This window comes from Microbacterium sp. ZW T6_19 (assembly GCF_044987465.1).
GTDB lineage: Bacteria > Actinomycetota > Actinomycetes > Actinomycetales > Microbacteriaceae > Microbacterium > Microbacterium natoriense_A.
Genome location: NZ_JBJDRH010000002.1, coordinates 264348 through 287744 on the forward strand (window position 1 = coordinate 264348; position 23397 = coordinate 287744).

Genomic DNA, 23397 nt, shown 5'->3' on the forward strand with positions numbered 1-23397 from the left:
TGAAGCTCATGAAGTCACATCCGGAAGAGGCCGAAGCGGGGTTCGGGCAAGGGCGTGCGGGAGACGACATCGAGTGCGAGCCCCAGCAGATCGCGGGTGTCGGCGGGGTCGATGATCCCGTCGTCCCACAATCGGGCGGTGGCGTAGTAGGGCTCGCCCTGCTGCTCGTACTGCTCGCGGATCGGCGCCTCGAACTCCGACCGCGCCTCGACGCTCCAGCCCTCACCACGGGCGGTGAGCTGATCCTCCTTGACGGTCGCCAGCACGGAGGCCGCCTGCGCGCCTCCCATGACCGAGATGCGGCTCGCCGGCCACGTCCAGAGGAACCGCGGCGAGTACGCACGACCGCACATCGAGTAGTTCCCTGCGCCGAACGATCCGCCGATGATCACAGTGAGCTTCGGCACTCTCGTGCTCGCGACCGCAGTCACCATCTTGGCGCCGTCCTTCGCGATGCCGCCGGCCTCCGCGACGGAACCGACCATGAATCCCGTGATGTTCTGAAGGAAGAGGAGGGGGATGCCGCGCTGATCGCAGAGCTCGATGAAGTGGGCGCCCTTGAGGGCCGACTCGCTGAACAGCACGCCGTTGTTGGCGACGATGCCGACGGGGTGTCCGTGCAGCCGCGCGAAGCCTGTGACGAGAGTCGTGCCGTACTCGGCCTTGAACTCGCGAAAGGACTCCCCGTCGATGAGGCGGGTGATGACCTCATGCACGTCGTAGCCGGCATTCACGTCCACGGGGACGACGTCGTACAGCGGCGATGACTCTTCCGGAGCCCTGCTCGGCCAGATCTCCCACGCCGGCGCGGCAGGAGCAGGAAGCGTCGAGACGATGTCGCGCAGGATCTCGAGCGCGTGCTCGTCGTCTTCGGCGAGATGGTCTACCACGCCGCTACGACGGGCGTGCAGTTCGCCGCCCCCGAGCTCGTCCGCCGTGACGATCTCGCCGATGGCCGCCTTCACCAGCGGCGGTCCGCCGAGGAAGATCGTGCCCTGTCCGCGCACGATCACCGTTTCGTCGCTCATCGCGGGCACGTACGCACCGCCCGCTGTGCACGATCCGAGCACCGCCGCGAGCTGCGGGATGCCGGCGGCCGACATCCGGGCTTGGTTGAAGAAGATCCGACCGAAGTGCTCGCGATCGGGGAAGACCTCGTCCTGCTTCGGCAGGAAGGCCCCGCCCGAGTCCACCAGGTACAGGCACGGGAGACGGTTCTCCATCGCGATCTCCTGCGCGCGCAAGTGCTTCTTGACCGTCAGCGGAAAGTAGGTGCCGCCCTTGACTGTCGCGTCGTTGCAGATCACCATGACATGCCGACCGTGCACGAGGCCGATGCCGGCGATCACGCCGGCACCAGGCGCCTCTCCCCCATACAGGCCGTCGGCGGCGAGCGGGGCGATCTCGACGAACGGGCTGCCCTCGTCGAGCAGCCGCGCCACACGGTCACGAGGCAGCAGCTTTCCGCGGGCGACGTGACGCTCTCGCGACGCGGCGGGTCCGCCGAGCGCCGCCTCGGCGAGCCGGGTGCGCAGCTCTGCGGCCAGCGACTCCTGGGTGGCTTGCATGGTGGACTCCTCCTCGAGCCGCGTCCATCCGCGAAACACTGTGGCGCGTCGCGTGCGTCTTCGGTTAGTGTTCACTAACCCGATGATTCAGGTTAGCGAGGATTAACTGAGATGACAAGCCCGCTCACCGCCCGAGATCGCGCGAAAGCCGAGAGAAGCGACGCGATCCTCCGCGAGGCCGCGCAGCTGTTCGCCGCCCGCGGATACAGCGGTGTGAGCCTCGAGGACATCGGCACGGCGGTCGGCGTCTCGGGCCCTGCGGTCTATCGCCACTTCGCCGGCAAGCAGGCGCTTCTCGGAGCAGTCCTCGTGAAGGTCAGTCAAGATCTCGTGTCCGGCGGCACGCGTGTCTCCGCCTATGCCGACTCGGACCAGGAGCGGATGCGGTCGCTCATCCGCTTCCACGTCGACTTCGCACTCGGCAACGCCGACGTCATCCGGGTACAGGATCGTGATGTCGCCCACCTCGCCGAGACCGACCGCGCCGAGGTCCGTCGTCTGCAGCGGGCGTACATCGATCTCTGGATCGCAGCTCTCGCCCCGCTCGTAGACGCGAACGAGGACGAGCTCCGTCTGCGCGTGCAGGCGTGCTTCGGTCTCATCAACTCGACACCGCACTCGACCAGGGCTGCCGCCAGACGCCACTCGGCCACCGCGACGGTGCTCGCCGCGATGGCCGATGCGGCGTTGCGCGCGACTACCTGAGCAGCATCGCGCGTCCCGGCTCTTCGAGCACGTCTGCCACGTCCTTGAGGAAGCGCGCCCCCTCGGCGCCGTCAACGAGACGGTGGTCGAAGGACAGGCTCAGCGTCATCACCTGTCGAAGCGCGATCTCACCGCGATGCTCCCAAGGCTGCCGTCTGACCGCTCCGACTGCGAGGATGCCCGATTGTCCCGGCGGCAGGATCGGCGTGCCGGCGTCGACGCCGAAGACGCCCACGTTCGAGATCGAGAAGGTTCCTCCCGCGAGATCGGCCGGGGAGGTCTTTCCCGAACGCGCCGTCTCCGCGAGCGCCTTGAGTGCGTCGGCGAGTCCGACGAGCGTCATCTGCTCGGCGTCACGGATGTTCGGAACGATCAATCCGCGATCTGTGGCGGCGGCGATGCCCAGATCGACGTAGTTGTACTGCACGATCTCTCCCGCCTGCTCATCCCAATGCGAGTTGAGCCCTGGCGTGCGCGCCAGCGCCAGGCATGCCGCCTTGGCCACCACGGCGAGTGGGCCGATGCGATGCTCCGCCAGCGCGCGATCCTCACGCAGGGAGGCGATCAGTTCCATCGTGGCTGTCACGTCGACCGTCAGGAACACGGTCACGTGCGGTGCTGTGAACGCGCTCTCCACCATCGCCGCGGCCGTGTGTTTGCGCACACCCCTGATCGGGATGCGAAGTTCGCGTTCTCCCGGTGACAGCGCCGCCGCCGTTTCCGGAAGGTCCACGGAGGAAGAAGCGGCGTCAGTCGAGATCCCGACTCGTTCGGCGTAGGCGTCGATGTCCGCTCGGGTGATGACGCGGTCTCCGACCTCCGCTGCCACCAGCACCAGATCCACACCCAGACGCTTCGCGTAGGCCCGTACAGGCGGCGTGGAGCGAGGGCGCTCGATCGCCGTCTCCACGGTGGCGGTGGGTCGCGCATCATGGGGTGCGGCTTCGAGCACTGCGGTGTCCGCCGCGGCGGTCACGCCTGCCCGTCGGGCTCGACGAGCGGGTCGCCCACCCTGCGAGGGCGCAGCGCCGTAGCCGACGAGGTTCGGCTGCGTCTTCTCGGCAGCGTCAGACCCTTTCGGAGCATCCTCGTCGGCGCCCTCGACATCGAAGGCGATCAACGGGGCTCCGACGGCGACGACCTGCCCGGCGTCGGCGTGCAGCGACGACACCGTGCCTTCGTACGGGGACGGCAGCTCGACGATCGCCTTGGCGGTCTCGACTTCTGCGAGCGTCTGATTCAGCGTCACCGTGTCGCCGGGCGACACCAGCCACTGCACGACCTCGGCCTCGGTGAGGCCCTCGCCCAGGTCAGGAAGACGGAATTCGGCGATCATGCGTCTGCTCCCGTCAGGCTGTTCGGACGGTCGAGCACCCGGTCGACCGCGTCGAGCAGACGATCGAGGTCGGGCAGGTGGAACTTCTCGAGCTTGGCGGGCGGATAGGGGACGTCGTGCCCGGTGACTCGCAGCGGCGCAGACTCGAGGTACTCGAAGCAGCGCTCGGTGATGCTGGCGATCACCTCTGCGGCGACGCCAGCCTCGCGGGACGCCTCGTGCGCGACGACGACGCGACCGGTCTTGCGCACCGATGCGGCGACCGAATCGTAGTCGACGGGCGAGAGCGAGCGCAGGTCGATCACCTCGAGCGAGATGCCGTCGTCCTCCGCGGCCTCTGCGGCCTGGAGCGCCGTGCTCACCATGGCCCCGTATGCGATGAGGGTCGCGTCGCTGCCGGCGCGGACGACACGCGCGAGACCCATAGGAGCGGCATCCGCCAGGGGTGCTTCCAGATCGACCTCGCCCTTGTGGTGGTACAGACGCTTCGGCTCGAAGAAGATCACCGGGTCGTCACTGGCGATCGCCTGGCGCAGACTCCGGTAGGCGTCCTCCGGGTTCGACACCGCGATCACGCGAAGGCCGGCCGTGTGGACGAAGTACGCCTCCGGTGATTCGGAGTGGTGCTCGGCCGCGCCGATGCCACCCGCCCAGGGGATGCGGATCGTGATGGGCATCTTCACCCGCCCCTGAGTGCGGTAGTGCAGCTTCGCCACCTGTGACACGATCTGGTCGAACGCCGGATACACGAAGCCGTCGAACTGGATCTCGACGACCGGACGATAGCCGCGGAATGCGAGGCCAACGGCTGCGCCGACGATACCCGACTCCGCGAGGGGCGTGTCGATCACCCGTGCGGCCCCGAATTCGTCGAGCAACCCATCTGTGATGCGGAACACTCCTCCGAGCTTTCCGATGTCTTCGCCGAGGAGCACGACCTTGTCATCGTCGAGCATCGCTCGACGCAATCCTGCGCCGAGCGCCTTTCCCAGAGTGAGCTCAGCCATGATCAGGCCTCGCCCTCGAACGACGCGAGGTAGGCCGCGTACTCGTCGCGCTGCCGCTGCAGGCCGGTGTGAGGTTCGGCGTACACGCCGTCGAACACGGCGAGCGGCGGGCGTGTCACCATGCCGAGGCACGCGGCGCGCATCTCGCGCGCGGCGGTGTCGGCGGCGGTCTGGATCTCGGCGAGCTGCTCGTCGTCGAGTTCACCGAGGGATCGCAGGTGCGCCTCGAGGCGCGCGATCGGGTCGCGTCGGCGCCACGACTCCAGGTCGGCCTCGGAGCGGTAGCGCGTGGGGTCGTCGGCCGTCGTGTGGGGCCCCATCCGATACGTGACGGCTTCGATGAAGGCCGGGCCCTTTCCGGAGCGCGCGTGCTGGAGCGCCCAGCGCATGGCCGCCATGCAGGCGAGGACGTCGTTGCCGTCCACGCGCAGGCTCGGGATGCCGAAGCCGGGTGCGCGTCCCGCGATGGGGAACTGCGACTGCACGGCCACAGGCTCGGAGATGGCCCAATGGTTGTTCTGACAGACGAAGACGACAGGCGCCTGATACGACGAGGCGAACACCATCGCCTCGTTGACATCTCCCTGACTCGATGCGCCGTCGCCGAAGTACGTCACGGCGACCTCGTCGGCCTTGTCGTGCTTGATGCCGATCGCGTACCCGACGGCGTGCAGGGTCTGGGCTCCGATGATGATCTGCAACGGCGCGACCCGCAGCTCACGCGGATCGTATGCGGCGCCTTCCTCTCCGCGCCATGCGCGGACGAAGTCCCCTGCACGCGCGCCGCGCGCATAGATCACGCCGGTCTCCCGGTAGCTGGGGAAGATGTAGTCGCGCGCTTCGATGGCGCGCGCCGTGCCGATCTGCGTCGCCTCCTGGCCGTTGCACGGAGCCCACAGACCGAGCTGACCCTGTCGCTGAAGTGCGATGCCCTCGGCGTCGATACGGCGCACGACGACCATGTCGCTCAGCAGAGCGCGCAGCTGGGACGGGTCGACATCTTCGACGTACGCGTCGAGCCGAGGGTTCGCGATGCGCGTGCCGTCGGGCGCGAGGATCCGCTCGGACAGCTCGAGATCCTGCGCGGTGTCCACGATCGGGGTGAGTTGCGGTGACATCTTCGTCCTCCTCTGTCGCGAACGCCCTCGTGGGGCGTTGCACGTCGTCCACCGGCTTCTTCACCGGTAACCTGAGGGTACGTCCGCTCAACACCTCGCTCAAGCAACTGCACACCGCTTGAGCATGTTGCTCAATCTGGAGGGGTATGCGGGTGCTACCCTTTGGCACTATGCCCGGACTTGACCGCATCGATCTGGAGCTCCTCGCTGCTCTCGCCGATGATCCACGCACCACGATCGTGGCGCTCGCCGAGAATCTCGGCCTGTCGCGCAACACCATCCAGGCGCGGATGACCCGTCTCGAGCAGACCGGGGTCTTCCTGTCATACGAGAGGTCGTTCTCCCCCGACGTCCTCGGATTCCCGCTGCAGGCCTTCGTGAACATCGGGGTTCGGCAGACCGAGCTACCCCGCATCACGGCGGAGCTGGCGCGCATACCCGAGGTCCTGCAGGCGCACGGGCTGAGCGGCTCCGTGGACCTGCTCGCGCGCGTCGCGTGTCGAGATGCCCGTCACCTGTTCGACACCGACGCCCGCATCCTCTCGATCGAGGGCGTCGAGCGCACCGAGACGTCGCTCGCGATGGGCGAGGTGATCCCGTTCCGGGTAGCCGGGCTCATCGGCCTCGCGCGACGGGAATCCTGAGGAACCGGCGGATCGCCCCGGCCGCTTCGGCGGGGGTCTCGTAGTGGATGAGATGGCCGACGTGGGCGATCTCGACGAGTTCCGCGTCATCGAAGCGGTCGGCAAGCTCGCGCTCGGCCTCGATGGGAGTGATGTCATCACGTTGCGCGGCGATGAGCAGCGTCGGCACGGGGATCTTCGGAGCGAACTCACGGACGTCGTGCGACACGCTGGCGACGAAGGCATCCTTGAGGACATCGCGGTCGGCGAACAGCGAGAAGTAGGTGTCGTGCTGGTCGTGGATGAAGCGGCGGAGTTCGGGATCCTTGGTCTTCGCCATCGTGATGCTCATGATCCGTACGATCACGCGGTTGCGCAGCAGTGCAGTGCCGGCCTTCTCGGGCAGGCGAGCACCCATCGCGTAGTAGAGCACCGCGAGACGAGTCATCAGCCCCTTCGGGCCCTCGAGCGCCGGAGCGCCGATCGGGTTGATGAGGATCAGCTGTGGGGTGTCGAGCCCTGCGGCCACCGCCGCCGCGGTGACGATCGACCCGAACGAGTGACCGAGAATGATCGCGCCTGGCGCCACGGTGGCCGCGAACTCGGTCAGCCACGCCGCGTACTCGTCGAGGTCGTAGGTGTGCCCAGTCGACGGCGCGCTCTCGCCGAACCCCGGCAGATCGGGGGCGATGACGTGCGCCTCAGGAAGGAAGGCGAGGACGGACTCGAGACCGTGGTGGTCGCCGCGGAAACCGTGCACCGCGATGATGGTCGGACGCTCGTCGGGGGCCCCTGAGTCTGTCGGAGAACCGTACTCCCAGTAGGCGGTGATCGCGCCGCGGACCTCGACCTCGTGACGCTCGACCGGCAGACGGCTCAGTCGATCGGCGTAAGGCGAGGGCACGGTCATCCCTCGAGTCTATTCAGTCGCCGTGTGCCTTCCTGGCAATGTCCCACGCCCGCTCTAGCGTGAGGGCATGTCATCCGATCCCGCGCTTCCGAGCTGGCTCAGCCGCGTCGCCGTCTTCGATCTGGAGACGACCGGGGTCGATGTCGAGACGGATCGCATCGTCACGGCGCATGTTGGCGTTCTCGATGCGAAAGGCCGCGAGATCGCCTCGCGCGATTGGCTGGCCGATCCGGGCATCGAGATTCCCGAAGGGGCGACGGCGGTGCATGGCGTCACCACCGCGCATGCACGCGCTCATGGTCGGCCTGTACTCGAGGTCGTCGCCGACGTCACCGGCGCGCTTCGCTCGCTACTCTCGCAGGGTGTACCGGTGGTCGCGTACAACGCCTCCTACGACTTCTCACTACTAGCTCACGAGGCGATGCGGCACGGCGTCGATCCACTCAGCTCGCCTTCTCCGATCATCGATCCCCTGGTGATCGACAAGGCGTACGACCGGTACCGCCCTGGCAAGCGCACGCTCGAAGTGGTAGCCGCGCACTATGCGGTGCCGCTGGAGGGTGCTCACGATGCCTCGGCGGATGCAGTCGCTGCAGGCCGCGTCGCCCAGGCGCTGGCCCGCCGGTTCCGCATGCCGGAGACCCTCGAGGCACTGCACACGCAGCAGATCGGGTGGGCACGATCTCAGGCCGCGAGCCTGACCGAGTACTTCATCAGCATCGGTCGCATCGAACCGGAGGAATCGCTCGACGGCACCTGGCCCGTTCGTTCCTAGCCCGTCGAGGAAGACGGGCGGCGTCATTCTCGCGGCGCCTCGGTCATGTGTCAGTCGGCGGCATCCGCCTTCTCGAACTGCTCCGTCAGATCCTCGAGGTCGGGATCGTCAGCGGTGACAGACTTCCTACCGTCGTACACATCGCGGTCGAGTTCATCGCCTGCATTCGCGACGAGCATGGCGACGAAGGTGTCGCCGTTGACGTTGAGGAACGTCCGGAAGATCCCCGCGAACCAGTCGACCGCGATGAGCAGGCCGACCGCCTCGAAAGGCAGGCCGAGGGACGTGGCGAGGAACATCGCCACGACGGGGAAGCCACCCGGCACGGTGATGGTGCCCATGTTGAGCAGGATCGCCAGCGCCATGCCGAGTGCGATGGTCCCGAAGTCGAGCGTGATGTCACCGGACTGCGCGAGGAACATGACGACGATCATGTAGTTGAGGACCGCCCCATACGATCCCATGGTCAGACCGACGGAGAGGGTGAAGTTCGCGATGGGCTGACTGACCCCGACCTTCTCGATGGCGGTTCTGAGCACGGTCGGGTAGGTGACGGCCGAGCTCGTCGTCGTGATCGCGATCATCGTCTGATCACCGAGCTTGGCAGGGAGCTTGGCGAGGTTGAGCCCGGTGCGCAGGCCGACGACGAGCAGGAACAGCACCGTGATGATCAGGACACCGAGCAGCGTCGCTCCGAGGTACTTGAGTGCACTGGTAACGACCGAGAATCCCACGGTGCCGGCGAGGTTGGCGAGCAGGCAGAATACGCCGATCGGGGCGATGATCATGACGAATCGGATCATGGTGAGCACGATCTGTTGGAGCTGGTCGAAGAAGTCGAGCACGAGGCGGTTGCCGGTCTTGGTGACGTACGCATTCAGAGCGAGGCCGAACAGCAGCGAGAAGATGATTATCGGCACCATGGTCGCCGTGGACATCGCCGCGAAGATGTTCGTCGAGACGAAGTTGAGCAATGTCTCCTGCCAGCCGACCGGCTCTCCCACTGACTCCTGCAGAGACGCGTCCACCCCAGCCGAGAAGTCGATGCCGGCACCGGGTTGGATCACGACGCTGATGCCCCAGGCGAGGATCGCCGCGACGATCGAGAAGCCGATCATCCATTTGAACGTGCGGAACGCCAGTCTTCCCATTCCCGAGCCGGTCATCGATCCGGTCGCGACGATGACAGACGACATCACGAGCGGGACGATCGCCATCTGGATGAGGCGGATGAACAGGTCCCCGATGAACTTGAGGTTGACAGCCCAGTCCCCGACGATCAGACCGACCACGACGCCGAGGATCGCAGCGAGGCCGATCTGCAGGGCGGGATTCGTCAGTGTTCTCTTCATCGCGTTCCTCTGCTCGAGTGCCGCCGTCCATGATGCGTCAGCGGTAGATGGCTCAAGAGTAGGAGCGCAGCGGGGCCCGACCGATCAGATCGGCAGGAGCGTAACGGGGAGTTCACACGAACGCTGGCACCGTAACGCGATGGTTACAGCGATCGCCCCTCGGAGCGGTCGCCGAGCGGCCGCATGGAGTAGGGCGGGCGGGACTTGAACCCGCGAATCGTTGGGTTATGAGCCCACTGCCTTAACCAGCTTGGCCACCGCCCCGTACCCCTCCAGCCTAGCGGGCGCTCCCGCTCAGACGGGAGTCGCCTGAGTGTGGGTCTGCGTGTGCCCGAGGTAGATGTCAGCATTCGCGATGAGACCCGCGCGCTCCTCGTCGCTGAGCGTGCGACGCACCTTCGCGGGCACTCCTGCGACCAGCGAACCGTCAGGAATCTCTGTGCCTCCGAGCACGACCGCTCCGCCTGCGACAAGACAGCCTGCACCGACCACCGCTCCGCTGAGGACGACGGAGCCCATGCCGATCAGCGAGCCGTCGCCGATCGTGCACCCGTGCACGACGGCGTTGTGGCCGATCGACACCTTCTCTCCGACCACCACGGGGTGCTCGGCATCCACGTGCACCGACGCGTTGTCCTGCACGTTGCTGCCCGCGCCGATCGTGATTCCGGCCGAATCTCCGCGGAGCACGGCGTTGTACCAGACGCTCGCGCCGTCAGCGACCGAGACGTCGCCGACGATGCGCGCGCCCTCGGCGACGAAGGCGTCGGCGGCTATCGACGGCACACGATTCGGCAAGGTCAGGACGGATGCTCCGGCGGCGATGCTCATAAGGCGAGACTACCCTCAGTCCCCCGTGTTTCCGCGGGTTTCACGGCCGGTAAGCCCAGCCTGTGCTTGCTTGCGGAATGTTCCAGGCTGAGTAGCGTTGTCTTCAACACGACCGATCAGACCACTCCGGAGGAGCCCAAGATGAGCAAGGCACAGACCGTTTCGACCACCGCCAGCGACCCCACCGTCGCCGCAGCCGCCGCGCAGTTCCTCTCCCCCCTCGTCCTCGGCCTCGAAGCCCTGACCGTCAACGGCAAGCAGGCCCACTGGCACGTCCGCGGAGCGAACTTCGTCGGAGTCCATGAACTCCTCGACACGATCGTCGCTCATGCGGGCGACTTCGCCGACACCGCCGCAGAGCGCATCGTCGCTCTCGGCCTGCCGATCGACGCTCGCCTCAGCACCGTCGCGGAGAAGGCCGGCGCGACTGCGGTTCCCGCGGGCTTCGCCCAGTCCGACGACGTGATCCGCGCCGTCATCTCCGACATCGACGCCATCCTCGCCGACACGCAGGCCGCGATCGACGGACTCGACGAGATCGACCTCACCAGCCAGGACGTCGCGATCGAGATCAAGCGCGGCCTCGACAAGGACCGCTGGTTCCTCGTCTCGCACATCGCCGCCTGACCCGGTCGTCGTCGAAGGGCGCAGGATCTTCGGATCCTGCGCCCTTCGTGCGTCCCGACGCCGCGATCAGGCGTAGTGAGTCATCCGCCCCGCGAGGAGCGTCGCGGTCACAGGCATCTGCCGCAGCTCCGGGCCGTGCGCGCGGAGCGGGTCGGCACCGCACAGCACGATGTCGGCCGGCTCTCCCGGACGGATCGAGGTGCGTGTGCTCGCGATGAGCGCCTGATCGACCGTCAGGCGCTCTTCCGCATGCCACGGCTCGCGGTCGTCATCCGTGCGTTCGACGGCGGCGCCGATCGCCTGCCACGGATCAAGCGGCGCCACCGGCGCATCCGACCCGAACAGGAGGCGTGCACCGGCATCGCGCAGCGACCCGAGCGGGTAGCCGATCGACGTCTGTCCCGCCCAGTGCACACCCACGAGGTCGCGGTCGTCCAGAGCATGCTGCGGCTGCACACTGGCGGCGACTCCGAGGCGCGCGAAGCGCGCGAGATCGGCATGGCGCACGAGTTGCGCGTGCTCGATCGTCCCGACCGCCCCTGTCGTGGTGAAGGCGTCGAGAGCGGCCGTGACCGCTCGGTCGCCGATCGCGTGGACGGCCACCGCGAGACCCGCCCCGGTCGCCGTGACGAGCAGGTCTGTGAGCTGTGCGGGCGGCACGTTGATCACGCCGAAGTTGTCTTCCTCACCGGGATAGTGGTGCGAACAGGACGCCGTGCGAGTGCCGAGCGAGCCGTCGGAGATGATCTTGAGGGGGCCGACATGGATCAGAGGGCTCGCATGTTCGTCTCCGGTGCGGAGCCCCGCGGCGATGGCCCGGTCGAGGTCGAAGGGATAGATCGCGAACTCGACACGATGGGCCGCGAACCCCGCGGCGACGCGTCGAGGCCAGGCATCCGCGTTCCACGCCATGTCGAAATCGACCAGACCCGTGATGCCGCGCGCTGCTGCTCGCTCCCCCGCATCGCGCACCGCCTCGTCTCCGCGGCGCGGGTCGGCGGCGTTGAGACGCCGCGAGATCTCGAAGGCGTCCTCCTCCCGCAGCACTCCGTCCGGCGCGATGAAACCCTCGCGACGGAGGGCCGCGGTGTTCAACCATGCGCTGTGCACGTCGGCGTTGATCAGGTAGGCCGGGGTCTCGCCCGTCGCGCGATCGATGAGCTCGAGCGTCGGGACGTCGGACCACAGGGCATCCCGGAATCCGGCCCCCACCAGTCGTCCGTCCGGCAGGGGCGAAGAGCCCCGCATGAGCTCTGCGGCCTCCGCCGCAGAGCCAGCAGCGCCCAGAGGAACACGCTCGACGGCCAGCGCCCATTGCACGGTGTGCACGTGGTTGTCCCACAATCCGGGTACGGCCCAGGTGCCGTCCGCATCGAGAACCTCCCCGACCGGGCGCAGGGCCCCGGTCGGAGCGATGTCGATGATGCGGCCCTCGCCGATCACGATGTCGACGGGTTCGTCGTCGATCAGGAACTCGCGGCCGGGGCCGGCGACGCGCACCCCGCGGATCGTGCCGATCTCCGCGCCGATCACCGGCGTGCCTCGGCGAGGGCGTCGTGGGCGCGACGCATCTCCGACGCGAGCTCGGGCTGCCCGTAGGGTCCATCGGCTTCGAGTTCGGCGATGATCGTCTCGACGGTGTCGGCCGGCTTGTTCTGGCTCAGCTTGCGTTTGGCGACCACGCGAGTCGGCGAGAGGCGGAACCCCACGGTCCCGGCGGCCAGACGCTTCACGAACCCTTCGTCGTTGGGACGCTCCCACATGAGTCGAGGGCCCGGCATCCGCCCCTCGAATCGCTCGACCAGACGATCGAGGATCTCGAGGTTCTCCTGATCGCCGAGGATCTCGGGGGTGCCGGAGAGATGCACCGCGGTGTAGTTCCACGTCGGAACGGCTTGCACGTCGCCGTACCAGCCGGGAGAGATGTAGCCGTGCGGACCCTGGAAGACGACGAGCATCTCTCGCTCGCCCATCCCGTGGATCTGATCATCGGGGCGACCGACATGACCCACGATGGTGAGGTCATCACGGTCGTCGTCGAGCAGCACCGCGTAGTGCGACGCGACGAGTCCGTCGGGCCCTGAGCTCATGATCGTGGCCCAGGGATTCGCCTCGATCACTCGCCGGATCTCGGCGACGTCGGCGAGGGTGAAGCTGGGATTCTGGCGCATGATCCGAGCCTAGGCCTGGCAGCGCGGGCACCAGTACAGCTTGCGGGCGCCGATCTCCTCGAGGGCGATCTCGGTGCCGCAGACGCGGCACGGCAGACCCGCACGGTGGTACACCCAGTGCCGGTCGTCGCGACTCGCCATCGCCGCACGGTACTGCTCCGCGGAGAGGTCGTCCATGGTCATCATCTGCCCGGTTTCGACGCCGATCGCGAGCAGGCGGACCCAGTCGCGCCAGAGCTCGCGCACGATCTCCTCCGGGACGTCCCTCCCCGGTGTGTGCGGGTTGAGTCGCCGGCGGAACAGCATCTCGGCGCGATACACGTTGCCGATGCCGCTGACGACGCTCTGGTCCATCAGCAGGAGCGCGATCACCGTCTGCTTCTTGCGAACGGCGCGGACGAAGCGTTCCTCGTTCTCAATCGGATCGCCCACAAGCGGGTCGGGGCCCAGCTTGGCGACGGTCGCGAGCATCTCCTCCGGCGTCTGCAGCACGCAGGCCGTCGGACCGCGCAGATCCGCGACCGTGATGTCGGTCATCAGACGCAGCCGAACCTGACCGACGATGGGTGGAGGCCACTCGAGCCCCTCATCCGCGAGCCCCTTCGTCTGCTCCGACATCCGGACGTGCACGCGCGCGCGGCGAGGAGCCCCGATCGATGCGAGCGAGTTCTCCCCCGCATCGTCGAGTATCACGTCGTCGAGGTCGGTCCCTCGCTGGTTGGTCTGCCCCATGCGTCCGTTCGCCGAGGCGATCGTCGGGTCGATGAGGATCTCTCCGGCGAAGTCCCACGCTCCGTAGAGCCCGAGGTGCACGCGCAGCCACACATCGCCCTCGGTCTCGAGGAACATCTGCTTGCCGACGGCCTGCACGCTCACCGCTTCGCGGCCGTCGAGCACGGCGGCTCCCTCGGCGAACCGCCCCTGCGGGCTCGACGCGCGGAGGGCCTTGCCTACGAAGTTCCGGTCGAATTGCCGCGCGATCCGGTGGACGGAATGCCCCTCGGGCATGTCAGGCCCTGGGGTCCGGCAGCAGCGATCCGTCGTGCTCGAAGTCGGCGATCTGGCCGATCCGCCGCACGTGGCGCTCCTCGTTGGAGAACGGGGTCGCGATGAACGTGTCGATGAAGCTGGTCACCTCATCGAAGGTGTGCTGCCGCGCACCGATCGAGATCACGTTGGCGTCGTTGTGCTCCCGTGCCAGCTCGGCGGTCGAGATGTTCCACACCAGCGCAGCGCGGATGCCCTGGACCTTGTTCGCGGCGATCTGCTCGCCGTTGCCGGAGCCGCCGAAGACCACTCCGAGCGCCTCGACGCCGGCCGACTGGTCGGCGACGACGGCCTGGGCCGCACGGATGCAGAACGCCGGATAGTCGTCGACGGCGTCGTACTCGATCGGGCCATGATCGACGACCTCGTGTCCTGCCGACCGAAGGTGGTCCTGCAGCTGCGTCGAGAAGTCGAGACCGGCGTGATCGGTGGCGATGTGGATGCGCATGGTTCCCATCCTATTGAGGGTGTCGGATGCCGAATCCGGCGTTACGGGACGAGACCGGCGGCGGCGGGTTTGAAGCCCAACCGCGCGTTCTCGCAGTCACCGGGGCGAGAGACGTCGTACCAGGGGCCGAGTTCGGTGAGATGCGGCCGCTCTGCAGCCGGCGTGCCCTCGATGCGCTCGACGACGAGGTCGATGAGCCCCGCGACGAATGCGGGGTGCGTGCCGGGCGTCGGGGTGCGGACGGCACGGATGCCGGCTTCCTCCGCGGTCTCCATCGCCTCGGTGTCGAGATCCCAGAGCACCTCCATGTGGTCGCTGACGAACCCGAGCGGAACGATCACGACCGCCTTCGCACCGGTCTCGGGCAGTGTCGAGATCACGTCGTTGATGTCGGGCTCGAGCCACGGCTGGCTGGCCGGGCCGGAGCGCGACTGGAACACGAGCTGCCATGGCACAGTCGATCCGCCCGTGACGGCAGCCAGTTCGCCCATGATGTGCTCGGCGACGGCCCGGTGCTGGGCGGCGTACGCACCGCCCACACCCCAGTCGACATCGCGGGGTCCGGAGCGCTCGGCATCGCCCGTCGGAATCGAGTGGGTCGAGAACAGCACCCGGATGTCCTCCGCGGCGATGCCGTCGGCGAGCAGAGCGCGCACCGCGTCGTCGACTCCTTCTTGGAAAGGAGCCACGAATCCGGGGTGGTCGAAGAAGAGACGCACCTTGTCGGCGGTGACCCGCTGTTCGAGGTTCGCGTCGATGATCGCCTTCGCGATGTCCTCTCGGTACTGGCGGTCGCTCGAGTAGGAGCTGTATGCGCTCGTCGCGAGCACCAGCAACGTGGAGTGCCCGTCATCCGCGGCCTGTGTGAACGCGTCGGCGAGATAGGGATCCCAGTTGCGGTTTCCCCAGTAGACCGGCAGGTCGAGTCCGCGTGCGGCGATCTCGGCCTCGAGTGCAGCTTTCAGCTGCCGGTTCTGCTCGTTGATCGGGCTGATGCCGCCGAAGTGACGGTAGTGGTGCGCGACCTCCTCCAAGCGCTCGTCGGGGATGCCGCGTCCTCGCGTCACGTTGCGCAGGAACGGGATGACGTCATCCTGCCCCTCCGGACCACCGAACGACGCGAGGATCAGCGCGTCATATGCCACCGGAGTCTCCACATGAGGCGCACCACCTGCGGCAGCGGGAGAGGCGAAGGGCACGAGGGTCTGATCGTTCGCAGTCACTTCTCCATCCTTTCATCCTCGCGCGTGCGCGGACGCCCGTCGGGTCCTGGCGTAGGCTGTCATGGTTGCCGTCGGCGCCAACTGCGCCCGAACCGCGGCCACGTCCCCTCACCCCTGGGAGTACAGCAGTGCCTGGAGAGAACCTCACCCGCATCGAAGCGCAGGAGCGCCGCGACGTCATCGACACCCAGTCGTACGAAGTCGCCCTCGATCTGACGAAGGGTGCCGAGGTCTTCGGCTCTCGCAGCGTTGTGCGATTCACCGCCACCCCCGAGAGCTTCACCTTCATCGATCTGATCGCCCGCGAGGTGCGCGAGATCTCTCTGAACGGAGAGCAGCTCGACCCGAACGAGGTCTACGCCGATTCGCGGATCGCTCTCACCGGTCTGCAGGCCGAGAACGTCCTCGTCGTCGATGCGGACTGCCTGTACACGAACACGGGCGAGGGCCTGCACCGCTTCGTAGACCCCGTCGACGATGAGGTCTACCTGTACTCCCAGTTCGAGGTGCCCGACTCCCGCCGCGTGTTCGCGGTGTTCGAGCAGCCCGACCTGAAGGCGACGTTCCAGTTCACCGTGACGGCCCCGGCCGCGTGGAAGGTCGTGTCCAACTCGCCCACGCCCGAGCCCATCGTGCACGACCCTTCGTCGGGCTCGGGGACCGGAGAGGTCGCGACGTGGGGATTCGAGCCCACTCCGCGCATCTCCTCGTACATCACGGCGCTCGTCGCCGGCCCCTACGAGGCGACCTTCTCCGAGCTGACCAGCGCATCCGGCCGGGTCATCCCGCTGGGCGTCTACGGGCGCAAGAGCCTGTGGCAGCATCTCGACGCCGACTACATCTTCGACAAGACCCGCGAGGGCTTCGCCTACTTCGAGTCGAAGTTCGGCGTGCCGTATCCCTTCGCGAAGTACGACCAGCTCTTCGTGCCCGAGTTCAATGCGGGTGCGATGGAGAACGCGGGCGCGGTGACCTTCACCGAGACCTATGTCTTCCGCAGCAAGGTGACGGATGCCGTCAAGGAGCGCCGCGTCGTCACGATCCTGCATGAGCTCGCGCACATGTGGTTCGGAGACCTGGTCACCATGAAGTGGTGGAACGATCTCTGGCTGAACGAGTCGTTCGCCGAGTGGGCCTCGACCATCGCGACCGCCGAGGCCACCGAGTGGACCGAGGCGTGGACCACGTTCAACGCCATGGAGAAGACCTGGGCCTACCGTCAGGACCAGCTTCCGTCGACGCATCCGATCACGGCCGTGATCAACGACCTCGAAGACGTGCAGGTCAACTTCGACGGCATCACGTACGCCAAGGGCGGATCGGTGCTGAAGCAGCTCGCCGCCTGGGTCGGGATCGAGGCGTTCTTCGCCGGTGTCTCGCAGTACTTCCAGAAGCATGCCTGGGGCAACACCGAGCTCAGCGACCTGCTCACCGAGCTCGAAGCCACAAGCGGTCGCGACCTGAGCACGTGGTCGAAGAAGTGGCTGGAGACGGCCGGCGTCAACACCCTCGAGCCGCTCATCGCCGAGGCCGCAGACGGCACGATCTCGCGCTTCGCGGTCACGCAGACCGCACCTGCCGACTACCCGACCATTCGCCCGCACCGGCTCGGCATCGGCTTCTACACGCTGCAGGGCGGCTCGCTCGTGCGCACGCACTTCATCGAGGTCGATGTCGACGGCGACCGCACCGAAGTGCCTGAGCTCAACGGGATCGCCCGCCCGGATCTCGTGCTGCTCAACGACGAAGACCTGGCGTACGCCAAGATCCGACTCGACGAGCGTTCCCTCGCCACCGCCATCGCGCACCTTGCCGACATCCGTGATCCGCTGGCGCGCTCGCTCGTCTGGGGTGCGGCCTGGGACCAGACCCGCGACGCCGAGAGCGCAGCGTCCGACTACATCGATCTCGTGCTCGGCAACATCGGACGCGAGACCGAATCGACCACCGTGCGCACCACGCTCGCTCAGCTGCGCACGGCCGCGACGCTCTATGTCGACCCTGCGCAGCGTCTCGCGGCTCGGCAGAAGATCGCCGACGGCCTGTGGTCGCTGGCGGAGGGCGCCGAGGCCGGAAGCGACAGCCAGCTGCAGTTCGTCACGGCTTTCGCGAACTCCCTGGTCACACCCGAGCATGCGGGCATCGTGGGTCGCCTGCGCTCCGGCGAGGAGACCCTTCCCGGTCTCGAGATCGATGCGGACCTGAACTGGCAGCTGCTGGTCGGCCTCGCGACGATCGGCGCGACGGATGCCGCCACCATCGACGCCGCGCTCACTGCCGACAACACGGCCAAGGGCGGAGAGTTCGCGGCTCAGGCTCGGGCCGCGCTCCCCGACTCCGCATCGAAGAAGACCGCGTGGTCATCGCTCATCGAGCGCGACGACGCACCCAACACGATCGTGCGTTCGGCGGCGCTCGGCTTCGTCCACCCCGCCGGAGTCGACGTCCTCGCAGAGTTCGTCCCCGCGTACTTCGACATGCTTCTTCCGATCTGGGAGTCGCGCTCGTACCAGATCGCCCAGTACCTGGTCGTCGGACTCTTCCCGACCGCTCTCGCCGACATCGAGCTGCGCGATGCGACCCGTGGTTGGCTCGCGGCCCACCAGGACGCTCCCCCGGCCCTGCGTCGTCTCGTGATGGAGAACCTCGCCGACGTCGAGCGTGCGCTCGCGGCGCAGGCGCGCGACGCCGAGGACTGACCCTCCGACAGGCTCAGAGACTCAGGCTCTGAGTCGCTGAGCCTGTCGAAGCATCCAGCCCGCGCAGAGGCCTGATCGCTAGGATCGGTGGTGATGATGTTCCCCTTCGAAACCACCACGCCGCCCGTCGACACGCCGCTTCCCGAGTGGTTCCAAGCGCTTCCCGACTGGCTCCGAACTGTGCTCACGGTACTCATCCCCGTGGGGTCGACAGCGCTCACGATCGCGATCATCATCGTGAGCTGCGTGCTCATCGCACTGGTCCTGCGCGTCCTCATCCGCCGCGTCGTGCACCGCATCGTCGACAGCGCGAAGAGCAAAGCGGCCGTCGACGACACCCAGGCCCTGGAACGATCGCCGCTCGCCGACATGCGGCTCGTGCAGCGCACCCGCACGCTCGGCAGCATCCTGCAGAACATCGTGAACGTGATGCTCGTCGTGATCGCCGTCGTGCTCATCGTCAACGCCATCGACAGCGGCCTTCTCGGCTCGCTGACGCTGCTGACGGCCGCCGTGGGCGCGGGTCTCGGCTTCGGGGCCCAGAACATCGTCAAAGACGTTCTGAACGGCATGTTCATCGTCGCCGAGGACCAGATCGGCATCGGCGACGTCGTCGATCTCGGCCTCGCGAGCGGGGTGGTCGAGTACGTGAGCGTGCGCATCACGCAGGTCCGTGACGTGAACGGCACTCTCTGGTACGTCCGCAACGGCGAGGTCACCCGCATCGGCAACATGTCGCAGGGGTGGGCGCGCGTGATCATCGACCTCGGGGTTCCCGCCGATGTCGACCTCGATGCCGTCGAGCACACGATGCTCGAGACCGCACAGGGACTCGCCAAGGATCCGAAGTGGCGTACGCGCATCGTCGAGAAGCCCGAGCTGTGGGGCCTCGAATCCATCGGCGGCGATGCGCTCGTCGTGCGCATCGTGATCAAGGCGCGGGCGAACGCCAAGGACGACGTCTCGCAGGAGCTTCGCAAGCGCCTGCGTACGGCGCTCCACGAGCAGGACGTCGCGATCCCGAGCATGGTCGGCGTGATCCCGACCGGCCTCGAGGGCGCACAGCGGGTCCGCGGCGCGAATCCGCCGAAGACCAGGCCCAACGCGATCACCGGCGTTCCGGTGATCCCCGATCGCGGCATCTGGCGCCGAAAGAAGTCCGGCGACGGCACGAAACCCGGTGACGAAGGGACCCCGCAGCGATGACGTTCTACGACGAGGTCGGCGGTCACGCCACGTTCGAGAAGCTGGTCGGAGTGTTCTACCGCGAGGTCGCCCTCGACCCCGTGCTGAAGCCCATGTACCCCGAAGAGGACCTGGGCCCGGCCGCCGAACGGCTGACGATGTTCCTCGCACAGTACTGGGGCGGACCCACCACGTATGGCGAGACACGGGGGCACCCCCGTCTGCGGATGCGGCACATGCCCTTCCACATCGACCCCGACGCTCGCGATCGTTGGCTCACGCACATGCGCACCGCCGTCACGGAGACGAAGTTGTCGCCTCTGCACGAAGCGACCCTCTGGGACTACCTCGAACGCGCCGCCTATGCCATGGTGAACACATTCGAGCCGTCGGGCATCGGGCCGGCAGCGTCCGGCCGCCCCACTCTCGAGACCCGAGCACGTCAGGAATCAACGGAGAACGAATGACGAAGTCAACCCTGTCCACAGACGTCCTGGTGATCGGATGGGGGTTGGCCGGGCTGGTCGCCGCCTGCGAGGCGCTGGATGCCGGAAAGCGCGTGATCCTGATCGACCAGGAGCCCCGCACGAACCTGGGCGGACAGGCGTGGTGGTCGTTCGGCGGACTGTTCTTCATCGACTCTCCCGAGCAGCGTCGCATGGGGATCAAGGATTCCCTGGAGCTCGCCACGCAGGACTGGTTCGGGAACGCAGGTTTCGACCGGCCGGAAGACGAATGGCCGCGCCGCTGGGCGGAGGCGTACCTGAACTTCGCCGCAGGCGAGAAGCGCGCCTGGCTGCGCGAGCGCGGTGTCGGGTTCTTCCCTGTCGTCGGCTGGGCTGAACGCGGCGGTTACGGCGCCCTCGGCCCCGGCAACTCCGTACCGCGGTTCCACATCACGTGGGGCACCGGCCCCGGAATCGTGGCGCCGTTCGCCGCACGCGTCGAGCAGGGTGAGCGACAGGGTCGGATCACGATCCTCCCCCGGCATCGCGTCACCGGACTCGTCTCCGCAGATGGAGCGGTCGCCGGTGCCCGTGGTGACGTGCTCGCCACCAGCGCCGCCGAGCGGGGCGAGAAGTCCTCGCGCGACGTGATCGGCGGTTTTGAGATCGCCGCAGGAGCGACCGTGATCGCCTCCGGTGGGATCGGCGGCAACCACGACCTCGTGCGCGCGGCCTGGCCCGAGCGGCTCGGTACGCCGCCCGCGCACATGCTGAGCGGAGTGCCCGCATACGTGGACGGCTCGATGCAGCCCGTGGCTGAGGCGGCGGGGGCGCGGCTGATCAACGGCGACCGCATGTGGCACTACGTCGAGGGCATCACCAACTGGGATCCGGTGTGGCCGTCTCACGGCATCCGCATCCTCCCCGGGCCGTCGTCGCTGTGGCTCGACGCCACCGGCAAGCGGCTCCCCGTGCCGCTGTTCCCCGGATTCGACACGCTCGGCACGCTGGCTCACCTGCGCACGACCGGCCACGACCACTCCTGGTTCGTCACCTCCCGGCAGATCGTCGAGAAGGAGTTCGCGCTCTCCGGGAGCGAGCAGAACCCCGACCTCACCGGCAAGGATGTGGGGCTGCTGCTGAAGTCACGACTCGCGAAGGGGCCCACCGCTCCTGTGCAGTCCTTCCTCGACGAGGGCGAGGACTTCATCGTCGAGAACGATCTCGAGTCGCTGCTCGAGCAGATGCGCCGTCATCCGGGCGGAGACGCTCTCGACATCGACCGCGTGCGCAACGAGGTTCTCGCACGCGATCTCGAGATGGACAACGATTTCACCAAGGACGCGCAGATCGGGATGCTCCGCTCGATGCGCGGCTATCGCGGGGACAAGCTGATCCGCACGGCATCGCCACATCGCTTGCAGGACCCCGCGGCCGGTCCTCTGATCGCCGTCAAGCTGCACGTGCTGACGAGGAAGTCGCTCGGCGGCATTCACACCGACCTCGACGGGCGCGCCCTCGACGCCGACGGCACCGTCATCCCGGGACTGTTCGCGGCCGGCGAGGCGAGCGGCTTCGGCGGCGGCGGCGTGCACGGATATCGGGCGCTCGAGGGGACCTTCCTCGGTGGATGCCTGTTCTCGGGCCGCCAGGCGGGTCGCGCGGCGGCGGGCTGAGCTCAGTCCGCGCTGCCGGTGCCACGCACCGCGGTGAGGCCGGTCGCCACCGGGCCGCGCGACAAGACGTGACCGCGGCGGAAGGCCAGACGGATCCAGCGCCCAGAGCGCATGACGGGGACGTCCTCCTCGCCTGAGATGAAGCCGAACGCGTCGGCGGCGAAGGCCACACCGCGGGGAAGGTGACCGAGGTCTTCGTCGAGCTCTCCCCAGATGGCGGCACGCAGCGCACGCACCGCCTCTTCACCGGCCCCGGGAGTAGCACCTCGTGCCACGGCGCTGATCCCCCACTGGGCGCGCTGGGCGATCAGAGAGGCGGCGAGCGTGCCCGTGGCCTCCCAACCCTGTCGAGGAGGCGCGATTCCCGCCCATGAGGGCGACAGGCCCGATTCGGGCAGCTGCAGCATCCGCTCGTCCGCTCCTGGGGTCAACTCGGCGACGACGATGTCGCACTGCAGCTCAGGATCGGCATGCACGACGCGCATCGCCAGGACGGTCGGGGTCTGATCGAAGAGCCCGTGCGGGGCGAGAGCTGCGGCCGTGAGCGCGAGGACGCCGTTCGCCCCTTGCAGACGCACTCCTTCATCGGAGATGCGCCGAGCCCTCCCCACGAACGTGAGGACGTCCTTGGACGTTTCGGCATCGGCGAGGACGAGAGGGTGCGGCACGCACTCTAAACTAGCAACGCCAGCGGCCGCAGCAGTCGCGAGGAAGCGCACATGCGACGGCACGACCGACCGGAAGGGCATGAATGACCGCCGATCAGCACGCGATCCGCACCGTCGAGCAACTGCTCGCGGTGCTGGATCTCGACACGACTCAGGCGCGCACGACCGAGGACATCTTCACCGGCTCGTCGCACCCCATGCCGAGCGGGCGCATCTACGGCGGGCAGGTGCTCGCACAGAGCCTGATCGCCGCGGAGCGCACCCTTCCTGAAGATCGGGCCGTGCACTCCATGCACGGGTACTTCCTACGTCCCGGTGACGCGTCGCAGGGCATCACCATCGCCGTCGATCGCATCCACGACGGACGCTCCTTTTCGACGCGGCGTTCGCAGGCCTACCAGAACGGCGTGCCGATCTTCTCGATGATCGCCTCATTCCAGGATCAGGACCCGGGTCTCGAACACGCGGTGCCGATGCCTGCGGGCATCCCCGCCCCGGAGACGCTGCTCCCGGACGAGGAACGGGTCGATGGGCTCCCCGAGGGCACAGCCCGAATGCTGAGCGACAGGGCGGCCGACGTCCGACACATCGAGTCTCCGCTGTTCCTGCCGAGCGACGACGCCCAGGTGCCGCAGCAGGGCGTGTGGATGCGCATGCGTGCACCGTTGCCCGACGACCAGCGCCTGCACCGGGCGGCGCTCGCCTATCTCAGCGACATGACCATTCAGGAGTCGATCCTGCGCGCCCACGGCGCGTACTGGGCGCTTCCCGGTCTCAAGGTCGCGAGCCTCGACCACGCGATGTGGTGGCATCGGCCTGCACGCGTCGACGAGTGGCTGCTGTACCTGCAGGAGTCGCCGAACGCCCGTGGCGGACGAGGGCTCGCGCAGGGGCGGATCTACACGCGAGACGGCGATCTGGTCGCCACGGTCGCGCAGGAGATCATGATCCGCGTGCCGTCCTGACCGAGCGACCGGGCACG

At 67.6% G+C, this 23397-nt stretch carries 22 protein-coding genes and 1 tRNA gene; 9 read left to right on the forward strand and 14 right to left on the reverse strand.

Annotated elements, in window-relative coordinates; genetic code table 11:
* Nucleotides 1-14: 14 nt before the first annotated feature.
* Nucleotides 15-1568, reverse strand: coding sequence for a carboxyl transferase domain-containing protein (locus tag ACI3KT_RS03735; RefSeq protein ID WP_404902649.1), 1554 nt, complete (start codon nucleotides 1566-1568; stop codon nucleotides 15-17).
* 111 nt (nucleotides 1569-1679) lie between these two features.
* Here ACI3KT_RS03735 and ACI3KT_RS03740 point away from each other — a divergent pair, with 111 nt between their 5' ends.
* Nucleotides 1680-2273, forward strand: a complete 594-nt coding sequence (locus ACI3KT_RS03740; RefSeq protein WP_404902651.1) for a TetR/AcrR family transcriptional regulator — start codon at nucleotides 1680-1682, stop codon at nucleotides 2271-2273.
* On the opposite strand, the gene ACI3KT_RS03745 is transcribed toward ACI3KT_RS03740, so the two are convergent.
* The 3 genes from ACI3KT_RS03745 to pdhA are packed head-to-tail and all read right to left on the reverse strand — an operon-like array spanning nucleotide 2266 to nucleotide 5734.
* Complete coding sequence (locus ACI3KT_RS03745) at nucleotides 2266-3609, reverse strand: dihydrolipoamide acetyltransferase family protein (RefSeq protein WP_404902653.1); 1344 nt, start codon at nucleotides 3607-3609, stop codon at nucleotides 2266-2268. The genes ACI3KT_RS03740 and ACI3KT_RS03745 overlap by 8 nt on opposite strands.
* Complete coding sequence (locus ACI3KT_RS03750; RefSeq protein ID WP_404902655.1) at nucleotides 3606-4616, reverse strand: alpha-ketoacid dehydrogenase subunit beta; 1011 nt, start codon at nucleotides 4614-4616, stop codon at nucleotides 3606-3608. Before ACI3KT_RS03750 ends, ACI3KT_RS03745 begins: the two co-directional genes overlap by 4 nt.
* Nucleotides 4617-4618: 2 nt before the next feature.
* Complete coding sequence (gene pdhA, locus ACI3KT_RS03755; RefSeq protein WP_404902657.1) at nucleotides 4619-5734, reverse strand: pyruvate dehydrogenase (acetyl-transferring) E1 component subunit alpha; 1116 nt, start codon at nucleotides 5732-5734, stop codon at nucleotides 4619-4621.
* Nucleotides 5735-5904: 170 nt separating this feature from the next.
* On the opposite strand from pdhA, the gene ACI3KT_RS03760 reads away from it, so the two are divergent.
* Nucleotides 5905-6378: an Lrp/AsnC family transcriptional regulator gene (locus ACI3KT_RS03760; RefSeq protein WP_292908808.1), complete on the forward strand. Its 474-nt coding sequence runs from the start codon at nucleotides 5905-5907 to the stop codon at nucleotides 6376-6378.
* Here ACI3KT_RS03760 and ACI3KT_RS03765 read toward each other — a convergent pair.
* Nucleotides 6350-7267 carry an alpha/beta fold hydrolase gene (locus tag ACI3KT_RS03765; RefSeq protein WP_292908810.1) on the reverse strand — a complete coding sequence of 306 codons (918 nt, stop codon included), beginning with the start codon at nucleotides 7265-7267 and terminating at the stop codon, nucleotides 6350-6352. The genes ACI3KT_RS03760 and ACI3KT_RS03765 overlap by 29 nt on opposite strands.
* 67 nt (nucleotides 7268-7334) lie before the next feature.
* Here ACI3KT_RS03765 and ACI3KT_RS03770 point away from each other — a divergent pair, with 67 nt between their 5' ends.
* Nucleotides 7335-8042 (forward strand): 3'-5' exonuclease, encoded by a 708-nt coding sequence (locus ACI3KT_RS03770; protein ID WP_404902659.1) that lies wholly within the window; start codon nucleotides 7335-7337, stop codon nucleotides 8040-8042.
* Nucleotides 8043-8092: 50 nt separating this feature from the next.
* Here the strand turns inward: ACI3KT_RS03770 and ACI3KT_RS03775 are convergent, their stop codons facing one another.
* The 3 genes from ACI3KT_RS03775 to ACI3KT_RS03785 form a co-directional block, all read right to left on the reverse strand.
* Nucleotides 8093-9394 carry a dicarboxylate/amino acid:cation symporter gene (locus ACI3KT_RS03775; protein WP_404902661.1) on the reverse strand — a complete coding sequence of 434 codons (1302 nt, stop codon included), beginning with the start codon at nucleotides 9392-9394 and terminating at the stop codon, nucleotides 8093-8095.
* Nucleotides 9395-9583: 189 nt separating this feature from the next.
* Nucleotides 9584-9658 (reverse strand) — tRNA-Ile (locus ACI3KT_RS03780).
* Nucleotides 9659-9688: 30 nt separating this feature from the next.
* Complete coding sequence (locus ACI3KT_RS03785; RefSeq protein ID WP_292908818.1) at nucleotides 9689-10225, reverse strand: gamma carbonic anhydrase family protein; 537 nt, start codon at nucleotides 10223-10225, stop codon at nucleotides 9689-9691.
* 141 nt (nucleotides 10226-10366) lie between these two features.
* On the opposite strand from ACI3KT_RS03785, the gene ACI3KT_RS03790 reads away from it, so the two are divergent.
* Nucleotides 10367-10852, forward strand: coding sequence for a Dps family protein (locus tag ACI3KT_RS03790; RefSeq protein ID WP_292908820.1), 486 nt, complete (start codon nucleotides 10367-10369; stop codon nucleotides 10850-10852).
* 66 nt (nucleotides 10853-10918) lie between these two features.
* On the opposite strand, the gene ACI3KT_RS03795 is transcribed toward ACI3KT_RS03790, so the two are convergent.
* Genes ACI3KT_RS03795 through ACI3KT_RS03815 form a run of 5 tightly spaced genes read right to left on the reverse strand, consistent with a single transcriptional unit; the run spans nucleotide 10919 to nucleotide 15741 of the window.
* On the reverse strand, nucleotides 10919-12385 hold the full coding sequence (locus tag ACI3KT_RS03795; protein ID WP_404902663.1) for an amidohydrolase: 1467 nt from the start codon (nucleotides 12383-12385) through the stop codon (nucleotides 10919-10921).
* Nucleotides 12382-13023 (reverse strand): FMN-binding negative transcriptional regulator, encoded by a 642-nt coding sequence (locus tag ACI3KT_RS03800; RefSeq protein WP_292908824.1) that lies wholly within the window; start codon nucleotides 13021-13023, stop codon nucleotides 12382-12384. The genes ACI3KT_RS03795 and ACI3KT_RS03800 overlap by 4 nt, the downstream gene beginning before the upstream one ends.
* Before the next feature lie 9 nt (nucleotides 13024-13032).
* Entirely contained in the window at nucleotides 13033-14031 is a 999-nt protein-coding gene (locus tag ACI3KT_RS03805; protein ID WP_404902665.1) for an Fpg/Nei family DNA glycosylase, read from the reverse strand.
* A 1-nt stretch (nucleotide 14032) separates the two neighbouring features.
* Nucleotides 14033-14518, reverse strand: coding sequence for a ribose-5-phosphate isomerase (locus ACI3KT_RS03810; RefSeq protein WP_307296711.1), 486 nt, complete (start codon nucleotides 14516-14518; stop codon nucleotides 14033-14035).
* A gap of 41 nt (nucleotides 14519-14559) precedes the next feature.
* On the reverse strand, nucleotides 14560-15741 hold the full coding sequence (locus ACI3KT_RS03815; RefSeq protein ID WP_307296709.1) for a ferrochelatase: 1182 nt from the start codon (nucleotides 15739-15741) through the stop codon (nucleotides 14560-14562).
* A gap of 128 nt (nucleotides 15742-15869) precedes the next feature.
* On the opposite strand from ACI3KT_RS03815, the gene pepN reads away from it, so the two are divergent.
* The 4 genes from pepN (at nucleotide 15870) to ACI3KT_RS03835 (ending at nucleotide 21747) form a co-directional block, all read left to right on the forward strand.
* Nucleotides 15870-18440 (forward strand): aminopeptidase N, encoded by a 2571-nt coding sequence (gene pepN / locus ACI3KT_RS03820; RefSeq protein ID WP_404902667.1) that lies wholly within the window; start codon nucleotides 15870-15872, stop codon nucleotides 18438-18440.
* A 93-nt stretch (nucleotides 18441-18533) separates the two neighbouring features.
* Entirely contained in the window at nucleotides 18534-19646 is a 1113-nt protein-coding gene (locus ACI3KT_RS03825) for a mechanosensitive ion channel family protein (RefSeq protein WP_404902668.1), read from the forward strand.
* Complete coding sequence (locus tag ACI3KT_RS03830; RefSeq protein ID WP_404902670.1) at nucleotides 19643-20092, forward strand: globin; 450 nt, start codon at nucleotides 19643-19645, stop codon at nucleotides 20090-20092. The genes ACI3KT_RS03825 and ACI3KT_RS03830 overlap by 4 nt, the downstream gene beginning before the upstream one ends.
* Nucleotides 20089-21747 carry an FAD-binding dehydrogenase gene (locus tag ACI3KT_RS03835; protein ID WP_404902672.1) on the forward strand — a complete coding sequence of 553 codons (1659 nt, stop codon included), beginning with the start codon at nucleotides 20089-20091 and terminating at the stop codon, nucleotides 21745-21747. The genes ACI3KT_RS03830 and ACI3KT_RS03835 overlap by 4 nt, the downstream gene beginning before the upstream one ends.
* A 2-nt stretch (nucleotides 21748-21749) precedes the next feature.
* On the opposite strand, the gene ACI3KT_RS03840 is transcribed toward ACI3KT_RS03835, so the two are convergent.
* A complete protein-coding gene (locus ACI3KT_RS03840) occupies nucleotides 21750-22415 on the reverse strand; it encodes a hypothetical protein (protein WP_307296698.1) in 666 nt (221 codons plus the stop codon).
* An 83-nt stretch (nucleotides 22416-22498) separates the two neighbouring features.
* Here ACI3KT_RS03840 and ACI3KT_RS03845 point away from each other — a divergent pair, with 83 nt between their 5' ends.
* Nucleotides 22499-23380 carry an acyl-CoA thioesterase II gene (locus tag ACI3KT_RS03845; protein ID WP_292908853.1) on the forward strand — a complete coding sequence of 294 codons (882 nt, stop codon included), beginning with the start codon at nucleotides 22499-22501 and terminating at the stop codon, nucleotides 23378-23380.
* Nucleotides 23381-23397 lie beyond the last annotated feature (17 nt).

Coding starts and splice junctions, on each gene's coding strand:
- ACI3KT_RS03810 (WP_307296711.1), bottom strand. CDS start 14,518: ATGCGCATCCACATCGCCACCGATCACGCCGGTCTCGACTTCTCGACG.
- ACI3KT_RS03800 (WP_292908824.1), bottom strand. CDS start 13,023: ATGCGCCAGAATCCCAGCTTCACCCTCGCCGACGTCGCCGAGATCCGG.
- ACI3KT_RS03745 (WP_404902653.1), bottom strand. CDS start 3,609: ATGATCGCCGAATTCCGTCTTCCTGACCTGGGCGAGGGCCTCACCGAG.
- ACI3KT_RS03825 (WP_404902668.1), top strand. CDS start 18,534: ATGATGTTCCCCTTCGAAACCACCACGCCGCCCGTCGACACGCCGCTT.
- ACI3KT_RS03785 (WP_292908818.1), bottom strand. CDS start 10,225: ATGAGCATCGCCGCCGGAGCATCCGTCCTGACCTTGCCGAATCGTGTG.
- ACI3KT_RS03830 (WP_404902670.1), top strand. CDS start 19,643: ATGACGTTCTACGACGAGGTCGGCGGTCACGCCACGTTCGAGAAGCTG.
- ACI3KT_RS03770 (WP_404902659.1), top strand. CDS start 7,335: ATGTCATCCGATCCCGCGCTTCCGAGCTGGCTCAGCCGCGTCGCCGTC.
- ACI3KT_RS03735 (WP_404902649.1), bottom strand. CDS start 1,568: ATGCAAGCCACCCAGGAGTCGCTGGCCGCAGAGCTGCGCACCCGGCTC.
- ACI3KT_RS03845 (WP_292908853.1), top strand. CDS start 22,499: ATGACCGCCGATCAGCACGCGATCCGCACCGTCGAGCAACTGCTCGCG.
- ACI3KT_RS03775 (WP_404902661.1), bottom strand. CDS start 9,394: ATGAAGAGAACACTGACGAATCCCGCCCTGCAGATCGGCCTCGCTGCG.
- ACI3KT_RS03835 (WP_404902672.1), top strand. CDS start 20,089: ATGACGAAGTCAACCCTGTCCACAGACGTCCTGGTGATCGGATGGGGG.
- pdhA (WP_404902657.1), bottom strand. CDS start 5,734: ATGTCACCGCAACTCACCCCGATCGTGGACACCGCGCAGGATCTCGAG.
- ACI3KT_RS03760 (WP_292908808.1), top strand. CDS start 5,905: ATGCCCGGACTTGACCGCATCGATCTGGAGCTCCTCGCTGCTCTCGCC.
- ACI3KT_RS03765 (WP_292908810.1), bottom strand. CDS start 7,267: ATGACCGTGCCCTCGCCTTACGCCGATCGACTGAGCCGTCTGCCGGTC.
- ACI3KT_RS03750 (WP_404902655.1), bottom strand. CDS start 4,616: ATGGCTGAGCTCACTCTGGGAAAGGCGCTCGGCGCAGGATTGCGTCGA.
- ACI3KT_RS03740 (WP_404902651.1), top strand. CDS start 1,680: ATGACAAGCCCGCTCACCGCCCGAGATCGCGCGAAAGCCGAGAGAAGC.
- ACI3KT_RS03805 (WP_404902665.1), bottom strand. CDS start 14,031: ATGCCCGAGGGGCATTCCGTCCACCGGATCGCGCGGCAATTCGACCGG.
- ACI3KT_RS03790 (WP_292908820.1), top strand. CDS start 10,367: ATGAGCAAGGCACAGACCGTTTCGACCACCGCCAGCGACCCCACCGTC.